This is a genomic window from Pseudoalteromonas sp. GCY (assembly GCF_016695175.1).
Lineage (GTDB): Bacteria > Pseudomonadota > Gammaproteobacteria > Enterobacterales > Alteromonadaceae > Pseudoalteromonas.
The window spans coordinates 786,531-799,228 of sequence record NZ_CP068023.1 but is presented as its reverse complement, the minus strand read 5'-3'; the positions used below and the strand labels follow the sequence as shown (position 1 = coordinate 799,228).

The 12,698-nt window shown below is 43.5% G+C and carries 12 protein-coding genes; 7 read left to right on the top strand and 5 right to left on the bottom strand.

Features of this window, described 5'->3' with window-relative positions; genetic code table 11:
* Window positions 1-12: 12 nt before the first annotated feature.
* Genes JJQ94_RS08655 through JJQ94_RS08645 form a run of 3 tightly spaced genes read right to left on the bottom strand, consistent with a single transcriptional unit; the run spans window position 13 to window position 3,060 of the window.
* Window positions 13-900 carry a hypothetical protein gene (locus tag JJQ94_RS08655; RefSeq protein ID WP_099030598.1) on the bottom strand — a complete coding sequence of 296 codons (888 nt, stop codon included), beginning with the start codon at window positions 898-900 and terminating at the stop codon, window positions 13-15.
* On the bottom strand, window positions 878-1,999 hold the full coding sequence (locus JJQ94_RS08650) for a PilT/PilU family type 4a pilus ATPase (protein WP_010607713.1): 1,122 nt from the start codon (window positions 1,997-1,999) through the stop codon (window positions 878-880). The genes JJQ94_RS08655 and JJQ94_RS08650 overlap by 23 nt, the downstream gene beginning before the upstream one ends.
* A 14-nt stretch (window positions 2,000-2,013) precedes the next feature.
* Window positions 2,014-3,060 carry a type IV pilus twitching motility protein PilT gene (locus JJQ94_RS08645; RefSeq protein WP_010379026.1) on the bottom strand — a complete coding sequence of 349 codons (1,047 nt, stop codon included), beginning with the start codon at window positions 3,058-3,060 and terminating at the stop codon, window positions 2,014-2,016.
* 30 nt (window positions 3,061-3,090) lie between these two features.
* Here JJQ94_RS08645 and JJQ94_RS08640 point away from each other — a divergent pair, with 30 nt between their 5' ends.
* The 7 genes from JJQ94_RS08640 to JJQ94_RS08610 all read left to right on the top strand — a co-directional run bounded on the left by JJQ94_RS08640 (window position 3,091) and on the right by JJQ94_RS08610 (window position 9,243).
* The gene (locus tag JJQ94_RS08640; protein WP_039494450.1) at window positions 3,091-3,774 is read left to right on the top strand and encodes a YggS family pyridoxal phosphate-dependent enzyme; all 684 of its coding nucleotides are present in this window, start codon (window positions 3,091-3,093) and stop codon (window positions 3,772-3,774) included.
* Between the two features lie 13 nt (window positions 3,775-3,787).
* On the top strand, window positions 3,788-4,609 hold the full coding sequence (gene proC, locus JJQ94_RS08635; protein WP_099030597.1) for a pyrroline-5-carboxylate reductase: 822 nt from the start codon (window positions 3,788-3,790) through the stop codon (window positions 4,607-4,609).
* Between the two features lie 9 nt (window positions 4,610-4,618).
* On the top strand, window positions 4,619-5,152 hold the full coding sequence (locus JJQ94_RS08630) for a YggT family protein (RefSeq protein WP_010379021.1): 534 nt from the start codon (window positions 4,619-4,621) through the stop codon (window positions 5,150-5,152).
* A 10-nt stretch (window positions 5,153-5,162) separates the two neighbouring features.
* The gene (locus JJQ94_RS08625; protein WP_099030596.1) at window positions 5,163-5,597 is read left to right on the top strand and encodes a DUF4426 domain-containing protein; all 435 of its coding nucleotides are present in this window, start codon (window positions 5,163-5,165) and stop codon (window positions 5,595-5,597) included.
* Between the two features lie 7 nt (window positions 5,598-5,604).
* Window positions 5,605-6,198, top strand: coding sequence for an XTP/dITP diphosphatase (locus JJQ94_RS08620; protein ID WP_099030595.1), 594 nt, complete (start codon window positions 5,605-5,607; stop codon window positions 6,196-6,198).
* Window positions 6,195-7,331 (top strand): radical SAM family heme chaperone HemW, encoded by a 1,137-nt coding sequence (gene hemW, locus JJQ94_RS08615; RefSeq protein ID WP_099030594.1) that lies wholly within the window; start codon window positions 6,195-6,197, stop codon window positions 7,329-7,331. The genes JJQ94_RS08620 and hemW overlap by 4 nt, the downstream gene beginning before the upstream one ends.
* Window positions 7,332-7,410: 79 nt before the next feature.
* A complete protein-coding gene (locus tag JJQ94_RS08610) occupies window positions 7,411-9,243 on the top strand; it encodes a DUF885 domain-containing protein (protein ID WP_099030593.1) in 1,833 nt (610 codons plus the stop codon).
* A 120-nt stretch (window positions 9,244-9,363) separates the two neighbouring features.
* Here the strand turns inward: JJQ94_RS08610 and JJQ94_RS08605 are convergent, their stop codons facing one another.
* The gene (locus JJQ94_RS08605; protein ID WP_099030592.1) at window positions 9,364-11,166 is read right to left on the bottom strand and encodes a sensor histidine kinase; all 1,803 of its coding nucleotides are present in this window, start codon (window positions 11,164-11,166) and stop codon (window positions 9,364-9,366) included.
* A gap of 44 nt (window positions 11,167-11,210) precedes the next feature.
* A complete protein-coding gene (locus JJQ94_RS08600; protein WP_099030591.1) occupies window positions 11,211-12,602 on the bottom strand; it encodes a diguanylate cyclase domain-containing protein in 1,392 nt (463 codons plus the stop codon).
* Window positions 12,603-12,698: the final 96 nt, after the last annotated feature.

Sequence of the window (12,698 nt, the reverse complement as noted above, 5' to 3'; positions counted from 1 at the left end):
GAGTATGAATGACTAGCGAAGCTCCTGTACAGGGTTTACCACTTGGTACTTATTCAAATCAGGTATTAACCCTGCTTGCCGATACGCGCTAGTGATCCGGCCTTGCTCACGTAGTATTGCGAGGCCTTTTTGTAATGCAGCAAACGCTCGTTCACCTTCTGGGTGAAGCCGAGACACCGCAAAATGTCTGCTGTCGTTTAACAGTACGACTAGATGCCCATTAGCAATGAGCTCAACATCTTCCAAAACAAAACGATTATCTAGCTTCGGCATAAGCGGCATCAACATAAAGTCGACCCAACCTTTGCTCACCATACGCGCTTGTGACATCCAATCGGGTTCAGCATGAAGCTGTTTAAGCGGAAGTGACTCCAAGGTTTGCCAATCAGTCTGCCACTTAGGGTTGGATACCGAAGTTAGCTGGGTGAGTCCTTGCTCCTCTTTTAGCTGTTTTACTTTTTGATTATCTATCCCGTGATAAATACCAGCAAAATACTGACCTTTTTGAATAACAGGCTCACTGATAAAAAGCAGCCGACCTTTATTTACAAGGTCTGCTTTCCAATAACTATCAAAGTGAAGTAGTTGTTCCCCTTTTTCGAGCAAATTGGATTCACGAAAACTGACAAAACCTGGCGTAAAAATAAATGCTTTGTCGAAGCCACCTTTTTGCAAGGCTTGCTGTGCTATCACCATATCGACAACATCACGGCGTAAATACTGGCCACTAAAATCGGTGATTTTTGTGACGTCGCGTTCACCAACAAAACGTTGATAATCAGCGAGGACATCATCTCTAATAAAAACATTAAGTGCTTCGCTGGCATTAAGTACACCAGCAAAGCTCAGCACAAAAGCGAAGAATAGATAGCTGCGTTTAGTTCTTCGAATCCAACCCATCTACCGTAACCCCTTGTAGGAAGCCCGCACCTTTTTGTTCATTATTTTGCAGCTTGATCATCAGGCGCAGATCGTTTGGCGAGTCAGCATGATGCAGTGCATCGGCATAGTTGATCCGCTGCTGTTTATAAAGTTCAAACAACGCTTGATCAAAGGTTTGCATACCCATGTCTTTCGATTTTGCCATTGCCTCTTTAATTGAGCCAATATCGCCTTTTTTAATAAGTTCAGCAACGAGTGGGGAGTTAAGTAGTACTTCAATGGCAGCCTCTCGACCTTCGCCTTTTGAAGAAGGCACAAGTTGTTGCGCCACAATAGCGCGCAAGTTCAGCGCCAAATCGTACTTCAGTTTATCGTGCTTTTCTTTAGGGACTAAGTGCATGATACGGTCGATGGCCTGATTGGCATTATTGGCGTGTAAGGTTGCAACGCATAAATGCCCCGTTTCAGCAAAACTCAGTGCATATTCCATGGTTTCTTGCGAGCGAATTTCACCAATTAAAATAACATCTGGCGCTTGGCGTAATGAGCTTTTTAAGGCAGATTCGAAACTGTCAGTATCAATGCCAACTTCACGCTGAGTAATGATGCTTTTTTGGTGTTGATGCACAAACTCAATGGGATCTTCAATCGTCAAAATGTGGCCACGTTGGTTACGATTACGATAGCCAAGCAATGCCGCAAGCGAGGTTGATTTACCCGTGCCCGTACCACCCACAAATAACACCAAACCGCGTTTGGACATGATCACATCGGTCAGTACCGACGGCAAACCTAGCTCATTGACATCGGGAATCGCGGTCACAATACGGCGGATAACCATGCCCGCACAATCCCGTTGCCAAAATGCTGAAACACGAAAACGCCCGATATCATTGGCAATCGCAAAATTACACTCTTTAGTGTTAAAGAATTCTTGCTTTTGCTTGTCGCTCATAATCGACGTAACAAGATTCAGTGACTGCTCGGCATCTAAGCTTTCTTCACTTAAAGCTCTAAGTTCGCCATCAATTTTGGCACTCACCGCAAGCCCTGCCGAGACGAATAAGTCGGATGCTTGCTGATTGGCCATCGTTTGCAAAAACGGTTCTATATTCATCGCTACACCACTACTTAATAGCCGCTATTAAACTGATTTTTGTCATGCGCTTTTGCACGCGCATCTTGCTGTGTGATCAAACCACGGTTTAATAAATTTGTAAGACATTGATCCATGGTCTGCATACCGTGCATTGCACCGGTTTGAATTGCCGAATACATCTGTGCAATCTTGTCTTCACGAATAAGGTTACGAATAGCAGGGATCCCGAGCATGATTTCATGCGCTGCTATTCGCCCGCCGCCAACTTTTTTCACCAACGTTTGTGAAATCACCGCTTGTAGCGACTCTGACAGCATAGAACGCACCATGTCTTTTTCTTCACCTGGGAACACGTCCACAATACGGTCGATGGTTTTAGGTGCTGAGGTAGTATGCAAAGTACCAAATACTAAGTGACCTGTTTCCGCGGCAGTTAGCGCTAAACGAATAGTCTCAAGATCACGTAATTCACCAACTAAAATAACGTCTGGGTCTTCACGTAGTGCGCTTCTCAGCGCCGCGTTAAAGCTGTGCGTGTCTCTATGCACTTCACGTTGGTTGATAAGACTTTGCTTGTTGTCGTGAACAAATTCTATCGGGTCTTCGATGGTTAGAATATGGTGATGTTTGTTGTTATTAATATAATCCACCATCGCAGCCAGCGTGGTTGATTTACCAGACCCTGTCGGGCCGGTTACCAATACTAAGCCACGTGGGTTGTCGGAAATTTTGGTAAAAATGTCTGGTGCCCCCAAATCATCTAAACTCAGCACTTGATTTGGAATGGTACGGAACACCGCAGCAGGACCACGATTTGAATTAAAGGCGTTAACACGAAAACGCGCCAGATTTGGCACTTCGAACGAGAAATCTACCTCAAGGTTTTGCTCATAGTCACGACGTTGATTATCATTCATAATATCGTAGATGAGGCTGCTGACGTCTTTTGCTTCTAACGGCGGAATATTCACCCGACGTACGTCCCCGTCAACACGGATCATAGGGGAAACACCTGAAGAAAGGTGTAAGTCAGATGCTTTGTGTTGAACACTAAAAGCCAATAATTCTGTAATATCCATTTATAACTCCACAATGAGCACTAGTACTATATGGTTACAATAGCAGAACGCTTAGATAACGCCTACGGCAGGATAGAAAAAGCCAAGCAAAACTGTCAATTCAGCGAAACAGTACAATTACTCGCGGTTTCTAAAACTAAACCTATCGCCGATATTGAGGCTGCTATTGCGGCAGGCCAAACCCAATTCGGTGAATCTTATGTACAAGAAGCGGTTGATAAAGTTGCCTATTTTAAACAAAACAAAGCGCTTGAATGGCACTTTATTGGTCCAATCCAGTCCAATAAATCAAGATTAGTCGCCGAAAACTTCCATTGGGTACAAAGCGTGGATCGAGAAAAAATCGCACGCAGGCTAAATGAGCAAAGACCAACAAACTTAAAGCCACTCAAGGTGCTGTTGCAGGTCAATATTAGCGGTGATGACAACAAATCAGGTTGTCATCCCGATGAGGTTGATACGCTCGCGCAGTTTATTAATGACTGTCGTCAATTGGAACTTCGTGGCTTGATGACTATCACAGAGCAAACCGATGATAAACAAAAGCAATTACAATATTTCCAGCAAATGCGCGCTTGCTTTGATAGACTAAAGGACCAATATCAACAGCTAGATACCTTATCGATGGGAATGAGTGGCGATTTAGACACTGCGATTGCAGCAGGCTCCACTATGGTTCGCATTGGTACTGATATTTTTGGCAAACGACAGTGAGGTGAATAACACGATGTCAAACAAGACAATTGCATTTATTGGAACGGGAAATATGAGCTATGCCATTATCGGTGGCATGATCAAAAGTGGCTTTGACGCGCAGTCTATTATTGCCACCAACCGCAATGCAGAGAAACTTGCCAAAGTCGCAGAACAATTATCGGTAAGAACAACACAAGATAATCTAGAAGCAGTCGCCGCGGCTGACGTCATTGTCTTGTCTGTAAAACCACAGATGATGGCCGAGCTGTGTCAGACCTTTCAAGATGCAGATATTGATATTAGCAATAAACTGTTTATCTCTGTCGCCGCCGGAATTACCGTTGCACGACTGAGAGAAATGCTCGGCCAACCGGTAAAAATGGTGCGCTGTATGCCTAACACGCCATCACTGCTCGGACGCGGTGTGTCTGGCTTGTATGGCGTAGATATCAGCGATGAAGAAAAAAGCTATGTTGAGCAAGTATTTTCATCCACGGGGATTGCCCTGTGGCTTGACGAAGAATCGAAGATTAACGACGTTATTGCGGTAACAGGTTCGTCTCCAGCGTATTTCTTCTTATTTATGGAAGCCATTGAAGAAAAAGCCATCGCACTTGGATTTAGCCACGAGGAAGCCAGAAAGCTTGTGCAGCAAACTGCGCTAGGTGCGGCTGAAATGGCATTATCGCAACCTGAAATTAGCATTGCTCAGCTACGCGCTAACGTCACCTCTAAAGGTGGCACAACCCACGCAGCCGTTGAGCATTTAAAAGCACAGCAATTACCAAAAACCGTAGCGGACGCGATGGATGCATGTATCGCGCGCGCTGAAGCAATGGAAAAAGAAATCTAAAGGTGACCAATGAATGCCATGCAATTTTTAGTCGGGATCGTATTTGATCTATTTTTAATGGTCGTATTACTACGATTCTGGTTGCAGCTTGTCAAAGCGGACTTTTATAACCCGCTAAGCCAAGCGGTTGTTAAAGCAACCTCTTTTGCCGTGAATCCACTGAGGAAAATCATTCCGGGTGTGGGCGGTTTAGATCTTGCCTCTTTGGTGCTGGCATTCATTATTGGCTTTGCCAAAATGGCGACGCTAATGGCGTTATTCGGTGGTTACTTTGACGCATTAGGCGCGCTTATCGGTGGCGCTATTACGGTAGTAAAAGAAGCATTTAGTTTGGTGTTCTGGATCCTTATTATTCGCGCCATTTTAAGTTGGGTAGCGCAAGGCTACAATCCAGTTGCCGCAGTGTTCGAGCAATTAACAGAGCCGATGCTAAGACCTATTCGTAAAGTGATCCCACCGCTAGGCGGACTGGACTTATCTATTTTAGTACTAATTATCGGCATGCAATTTTTGCAGATCCTAATGATGGATTTACTGAGATAGGAGCGCCCCAATGAAACCATTTATTATTGCGTTAATGATGTTGCTTGCACCGAGCGCATTCGCTCAAGATGAGCAAGGCGGCCAGTTTAAAGACTTAGGTCCTTGGGAAGTACATTATATCGCCTTCCCTTCCACCTTTGTTCAGCCCACAATTGCAAAAGCGTATGGCTTAATTCGTAGTGGTAACAAAGCGATAGTGAATATCTCGGTCTTGGCCGACAAGCCAGGAAAACCCGCAGTTAAGGCACGCGTTGCAGGTAGCGCCAAAAACTTACTTGGTAAAACCGTACAGCTAGAGTTTAAAGAAGTCGTGGAAGGTGAGGCAATATACTATCTTGCCCAATTAGATTACGACGATGAAGATATTTTTCGTTTCGACATTGAGATCAGTGAAGGTAAGCAAAGCCGCAAACTCACGTTCTCACAAAAGTTTTATGTAGAGTAGAGAAAATATGTCAAATAAAGTGGTACTTGCCACAGGCAACCAAGGTAAAGTCAAAGAGCTTAGCGCGATGCTAAATCAGTATGACATTGAGGTATTACCACAAAGTGATTTCAACGTGCCAGAGGTTGCAGAAACCGGCACGACCTTTGTGGAAAACGCCATTATCAAGGCTCGTCATGCTGCTAAGATTTCTGGCTTACCTGCTATTGCCGATGACTCAGGCCTTGAGGTAGACGCGTTAAACGGCGCACCTGGAGTATATTCAGCGCGTTATGCTGGCGCAAACGCCGACGACCAAAAAAATATTGATCACTTGCTCGCAGCGCTTGGCGAACAAACTGAGCGCAGCGCCCGTTTTTGGTGTGTTTTAGTGTATATGCGCCACGCAGACGACCCAACGCCGATTATTTGTCAGGCAAGTTGGGAAGGTGAAATCACCACAACGCAACAAGGCCGAGAAGGGTTTGGATACGACCCAATCTTTAAGGTACAAGGTTTAGACTGCACATCAGCAGAGCTAACCAAGGAAGAAAAAAACGCAATCAGCCATAGAGGACAGGCACTTAAACAACTCGTCAGTCACTTTCAAGGCCTCGCGTGAAACTACCTCCATTAAGTCTTTATGTGCACGTACCTTGGTGCGTGCAAAAGTGTCCTTACTGTGATTTCAACAGCCATGGTAAAAAGGGCGATATTCCGGAAACGGAATATATTCAACATTTGCTCCACGATATCAAAGCCGATCTTCACTATGTTCAGGGCCGTAAACTCAGTAGTATTTTTATTGGCGGTGGCACCCCTAGCCTGCTTTCAGGTGAAGCGTACCACTATTTACTCAGTGAAATTGAGGCGCTAATTGGTTTTGAGGATGACATTGAAGTCACTTTAGAAGCGAATCCAGGCACAGTTGAGACAGATCGTTTTAAGCATTATGTCGCGGCTGGCATCAATCGTATTTCGATAGGCGTGCAAAGCTTACAACAGGAAAAGCTTACTCAACTTGGTCGTATTCATGGCGAGCAAGAGGCGCTAAACGCCGCACAAGAAGCGCATCAAGCAGGGTTAAATAGCTTTAATCTTGATTTGATGCATGGTCTTCCCAATCAATCTGTTAGCGATGCCTTAAGTGATTTAGAAAAAGCCATAGCAATGGCACCGCCACACCTTTCTTGGTATCAATTAACCATTGAGCCAAATACGCAGTTTGCCTCTAAGCCTCCGGTTTTACCTGAGGATGAAACACTGTGGGACATCCAAGAACAAGGTCAGGCATTACTTGCAGAGCACGGCTACCAGCAATATGAGATCTCAGGCTATGCCAAAGCGGGATTTCAATGTCGACATAACTTGAATTATTGGCAATTTGGCGATTATCTCGGGATCGGCTGTGGTGCACATGGCAAAATCACTTTGCCTGAGCAGCAACAGATCTTAAGAACCGTAAAGGTAAAACACCCTCGTGGCTATATGGATCTGAGTAAACCCTATTTGTATGAGCAGTGGTATGTTGCAAGCGATGACAGACCATTTGAGTTTTTTATGAATGTGTTCCGTTTAAAAACTGCCGCATCAAAACAACAGTTTATTGACTACACTGGTCTTGAACTTAGCGCTATTGCAACGCAAATTGCTGAGGCCGTAGATAAGGGTTTGATTGAGGAAACCAACGATTCATGGCTAGTTACAAATAAAGGCCACCGATACCTCAACGATCTGCTAGAGTTATTTGTTTAATATAGAAATTATGCGGGTGATATTCACTGCAACCCGCATGAAAACCGCCATTCGGCAACATATAATAAAAGGGTATAAAATGCGTAAATTAACCATTTTAGCAGCAGCGGTAAGCGTCGCGCTTTTTGCTGGCTGTCAACAAACCACACACTCTCCAACACCTGATCCAAAAGCTGAACAACAAGTCGTAAAAAGTGAAGTAGAAAAGGCGAACGCACTTTTTGAAGCGTCGTTTACCCGTGGCGTAATGCGTAGCCCAGTTTACCAAACTTATATGGGTATCAAACAAGACTACGACAAGTGGGATGACGGCAGCGAAGCGCGCCAACTTGAAGATCTTGAACTGACGAAACAAGACTTAGCTGCGCTTAATGCAATTGATCGCAGTAAGCTAGATGCCAATACGCAAGTGAGCTACGACTTATTCAAGCAAGGTCTTGAAAACACCATTGCAGATTTTAAATGGCGTTACCATTCTTATCCGGTAAATCAGATGTATGGTACACACTCAATGGTGCCTGCATTTTTAATCAACCAGCACCAAATTACCGATGTGAAAGATGCCAAAGCGTATATCTCACGTTTAAACGGCGTACCTGCTGTATTTGATCAACTCATCGTTGACTTAAAAGCGCGTGCGGACAAAGGTATTATTGCACCGAAATTCGTTTTCCCTCACGTCATTGAATCAAGTGAAAATATCATCAAAGGTGCGCCATTTGCTGCGGGTGACGACTCAACGTTACTGGCTGATTTCAAACGCAAAGTAGCAACACTTGAAATCAGTGAAGACGAGAAGTCAACGCTGGTAAAAGAAGCAACAGACGCGCTAACAACAGCAGTAAAACCTGCTTATAACAAGTTGATTGGCTACCTACATAAACTTGAGAAAAAAGCAGACAAACGTGATGGTGCATGGAAATTCCCTAACGGCGAAAAATTTTATAATAATGCCCTAGCACGTACGACAACCACAGCGTTAAGCGCTGAAGAAATTCACGAAATCGGTTTATCTGAAGTGGCACGTATTCATGACGAGATGCGAGCAATCAAAGAAAAAGTGGGCTTCAAAGGCGATTTAAAAGCCTTTATGGAGTTCATGAAAACCGATAAGCAGTTTTACCTTCCAAATACAGAAGCTGGTAAGACACAATATTTAGCCGAAGCCAAAGCGATGATCGATAATATGAAGTCACGCTTGGATGAGCTGTTTATCGTTAAGCCAAAAGCGGACATGATAGTAAAACGCGTAGAGGCATTCCGCGAAAAATCTGCAGGTAAAGCTTTCTACCAGCAACCCGCGCCTGACGGCTCACGTCCTGGTGTTTACTATGCAAACCTTTACGACATGGAAGCGATGCCAACTTACCAAATGGAAGCCTTGGCTTATCACGAAGGTATTCCGGGTCACCACATGCAGATCGCGATTGCTCAAGAGCTAGAAGATATGCCTAAATTCCGTAAGTTTGGTGGCTACACTGCATACATCGAAGGTTGGGGCTTATATTCTGAGCTTGTACCAAAAGAAATGGGTTTATACGAAGACCCCTATTCAGATTTTGGTCGCTTAGCGATGGAATTATGGCGTGCATGCCGCTTAGTGGTAGATACGGGGATCCACGCAATGAAGTGGACACGTCAAGAAGGTATTGATTACTACGTAAATAACACACCCAACGCTAAGTCAGACGCTGTGAAGATGGTAGAGCGTCATATTGTTATGCCTTCACAAGCCACTGCTTACAAAGTGGGGATGTTGAAGATCCTAGAGCTTCGTGAAGCCGCTAAGAAAGAACTAGGCAATAAGTTTGATATTCGTGAGTTCCACGACGTCGTACTGAAAAATGGCCCGGTTCCACTAAACGTGCTTGAATCATTTGTTGATGAGTGGGTAGCGAGCAAAAAAGGCTAATACCTACTGCCAATGAAGCTAATGAAAGCCAGCATGATCGATCATGCTGGCTTTTTTACTTCATTCACCTTACATAAGCTGTATTCAGATAAGCAAATTGTTATTCCGCGCTCCGGTTACTTACTCTTCTGTAAAATTAAATTCCGTTCCGGTTAAAATAATATGCAAACAGGCACCGCCATGCGCTGGGCTTTGCATTTTGATTTCGCCCTTCAATTTCTGTGTTACTAAGTTATACACAATACTCAAGCCAAGCCCTGTACCACCAGAAAATCGCTTTGAAGTAACGAAAGGCTCAAAGATAGCGGGCAATAGCTCTTTATCTATACCAGCACCATCATCCTTAAAATAAAAATGGATATAGTCATTAATTAACACGGTAGATACCACAATATTGAGTTTTTGTCCGTCAACCTTGGCGTGCTTGATGCAATTGTTAATACTGTATCCAACAACTTGGCTAAACACCGACGGGTAACTGATCAAAGTTAAGTTTTCTGGGATTTCGAGTTCAATGGCATAATCTTCTTGGCTTAATTCTGATTGGTAGCAATCAAAGACATTTTTAACTAAATGCTTAAGGTTGAACGTACTCTTTTCTTCAAACTCTCGATTCACTGCCACTAACTTAAAATCATCTACTAGCGAGGCAGTGCGATGGAGGTTATTTTCTAATAAATATAGCGCGGCTTCTGCCTCAGTAATTAAAGTAGTCAAGGTTTGCCGCTGTAACTTACCAAGTTCAAGTTGCGATTTTAGTGTCGCGACTTGCTCTTTTAAATGCGATTGGCTGGTAATAGCAACACCAAGCGGCGTATTAAGCTCATGAGCAAAGCCACTCACCATATTTCCTAAGCTCGCCATTTTGGCTTCTTCGATTAAGCGTTGCTGCGCTGCGCTTAGGCGCGCGAGCAAGGTTTCAATAAATGCTAATAAATCATCAAGTTGATGAGCAATTTGTGCAATCTCATCGTTGCCGTCAATATTCACCCTTAAGCTAAAGTCTTCAAGCTTAGCAACTTTTACGAGTACTTTATTGATAGCCAGTATATGCCGTGTGACTTTGCTATTTTGATAATTAAGTAAGATAAGCACGGCAATATTCATCAGTACAATTAAAATAAGACCATATAAAATGATACTTTCTTTACGTTCTTGCGTAACAGCTTGAGTACGGATTGATACCAGTTCAAACTGGCTTCTTAATTGTTGCTTCTCGGTGAACAGCTCTGCACGCACGCCTTCACCATCGTGCAAACCTAGCTTGCTCAAAATAGCGACATAGCTTGCAAAGCCCGCTTCATAACGTTTTAGCAAGTTGCTTATTTCTTCACTCAGCGCATTGTCTTTGATTAGTTGCTCAGCATGCATTACTAGTTGTTCATGCTGTTGCAAATAGCTTAAGTCAGCTCTTAACAAAAAGTCCTTTTCTCGACGCCTTAATTCCAATATGGCAATTTCCAACTGAGGCATAGCCTTACCAGAAATTCGATCCTGTAAAGCATGGGCGCTGCGTCTAAACTCACCATAAATGCCTGCATTTTCGTCATAGCCGAGCTGCTCATGTAAGCGGATAAGTTCATCCAGTTTACTAAAGTAGGTTTTTGATAGTTCATCGAGTTGTAATAGCAAAGGCAGCAAAGCCTCTTCATTGGCCATAGAGTTAAGTAAGTTACTAAAGCTATCCTGATAGCTGTACTTTAATTGTGGGATGGCAGAAACATCTTCTTTTTGTGCTCTAATAAGAATATGCTCTTCTTGATCCATGGCTCGTTGCAGAGCGGTTTGTAGATGAGTAAGTTGTGCGGTAAGGCGCGCACTACGACTCACTTCGTAATACAAAAACCAGCTGACGAATATGATCACAATCGCAGAAGTAAACGCGGCGACTTTGAAAAATAGAACTGACTGCTTTAGCTGCACGACACACTCTCACCTAATTGATACTCTGTAAGCTTAGTATAGTTCTAACGGGTTTCCTGATTTGTTTCCAAAACCTGACCTTCTTTTTGCTGTCGTTGCGACAGGTTTTTATCGTAATACATATTGTGATCGGCCCGCGCCATGAGCTCCGAGACACTGTCTTGATTTGATGTTGGAAAAGCATAACCAACGCTCACCGTTGTTTGAATGATGTGTCTGTTAACTTGTAGGGGTTGACTTGCAACCTGCTCCTTAATATTTTTTATGATTGAGTTAACCAAAGCGTCTTCTGACACTCTGTGCAAAATAATGACAAACTCGTCCCCCCCTAAGCGTGCGATAAAATCGTACACACGAACTGAGTTCATCAAAATTGACGAGACATGAAGCAACAGCTTATCTCCCACTTCATGACCAAACTTATCATTTACTTGTTTAAAATTATTTAGATCGAGGTTAAGCAGCACAAATGACGGTTGCTCTGAACGACCAAGTAACGTATTGAGTTGCCTAATCGCATAGCGACGGTTGGGCAACTTAGTTAAGTCATCTTGCAGCGAGGCAGTATGTGCTAAGTGATACGCTCGATAGAGTACTAATAACGAGAGAAACAATATTAGGGCAACAGCAGTAACCAAAATCTGTGCTTGTTGTCTTGTTTCCGCATAAGTGCTCTCATCAATTTGATAATCAGCCACAAGCTGCCATTCACCAGATGGTAAATTGATTGGAATGACCAAATTTGGTGTTTCAAACAAGGTAGCAGTGCCATAAAAGACATCCCCCTGTTCACCTAGTCCATCTCGACCTCGAATAGCTAAAATGGCGCTGTCCAACTCGTTAATACCACTGTATTCAAGCAGCTTTAGATAATCTAGAACCACACTAATCGCGCCCCAGTAGTTTTCATTCCTCGGATAATCTGAAAACACAGGAAACCTAGCTATCAAGGCTTCACCGCCTTGTACTAGCTGTAATGGACCTGCGATAAATACCTTTTGAGAAGTTCTGGCAATTTCAACGGTGCGAAATTGTTCAGGGTTAGTACGAAAATCGAAACCGATAGCCGCTCGGTTCCCTTCAACTGGATAGACATGACTAATAATATTATCCGGCGCGAGACCAACATGGCGAATAAGCGTCGACTTTTCAACGACTTTAGCAACCACATGAGACCAATGCTCAATTGCAAAGTCAGGATCGATAGTAACAAAGGTCGCTAAACTTTCAGCCAGATAAGTATCCATAAATATGGCGTTTTCAATTTTGGCGCGGACAAGTGAAATGTTAGACCTTACCGTTTCAGTTCTTTCGCTTACTTCCTGAACCACAATAGAGTGAGAAATAAGATTTACCGCGTAGAAAGTCAAACTCCAGAATACGATGGTAAATAACGATAACAGCACTATGGTTTGCTTTTCTACGGTTACCTTCATCGCCCCTCTTGCCTGATAAAGTTTAGCTGCTTAAATCTACAATAAACCAATTTAATTACAAAAGCATAGGCAACCTATCAAAAACTGCCAGTTTTG

What these genes read in the sequence shown, in the direction of transcription:
- JJQ94_RS08655 (WP_099030598.1), bottom strand. Translation starts at nt 900, where the DNA reads ATGGGTTGGATTCGAAGAACTAAACGCAGCTATCTATTCTTCGCTTTT.
- JJQ94_RS08650 (WP_010607713.1), bottom strand. Translation starts at nt 1,999, where the DNA reads ATGAATATAGAACCGTTTTTGCAAACGATGGCCAATCAGCAAGCATCC.
- JJQ94_RS08645 (WP_010379026.1), bottom strand. Translation starts at nt 3,060, where the DNA reads ATGGATATTACAGAATTATTGGCTTTTAGTGTTCAACACAAAGCATCT.
- JJQ94_RS08640 (WP_039494450.1), top strand. Translation starts at nt 3,091, where the DNA reads ATGGTTACAATAGCAGAACGCTTAGATAACGCCTACGGCAGGATAGAA.
- proC (WP_099030597.1), top strand. Translation starts at nt 3,788, where the DNA reads ATGTCAAACAAGACAATTGCATTTATTGGAACGGGAAATATGAGCTAT.
- JJQ94_RS08630 (WP_010379021.1), top strand. Translation starts at nt 4,619, where the DNA reads ATGAATGCCATGCAATTTTTAGTCGGGATCGTATTTGATCTATTTTTA.
- JJQ94_RS08625 (WP_099030596.1), top strand. Translation starts at nt 5,163, where the DNA reads ATGAAACCATTTATTATTGCGTTAATGATGTTGCTTGCACCGAGCGCA.
- JJQ94_RS08620 (WP_099030595.1), top strand. Translation starts at nt 5,605, where the DNA reads ATGTCAAATAAAGTGGTACTTGCCACAGGCAACCAAGGTAAAGTCAAA.
- JJQ94_RS08610 (WP_099030593.1), top strand. Translation starts at nt 7,411, where the DNA reads ATGCGTAAATTAACCATTTTAGCAGCAGCGGTAAGCGTCGCGCTTTTT.
- JJQ94_RS08600 (WP_099030591.1), bottom strand. Translation starts at nt 12,602, where the DNA reads ATGAAGGTAACCGTAGAAAAGCAAACCATAGTGCTGTTATCGTTATTT.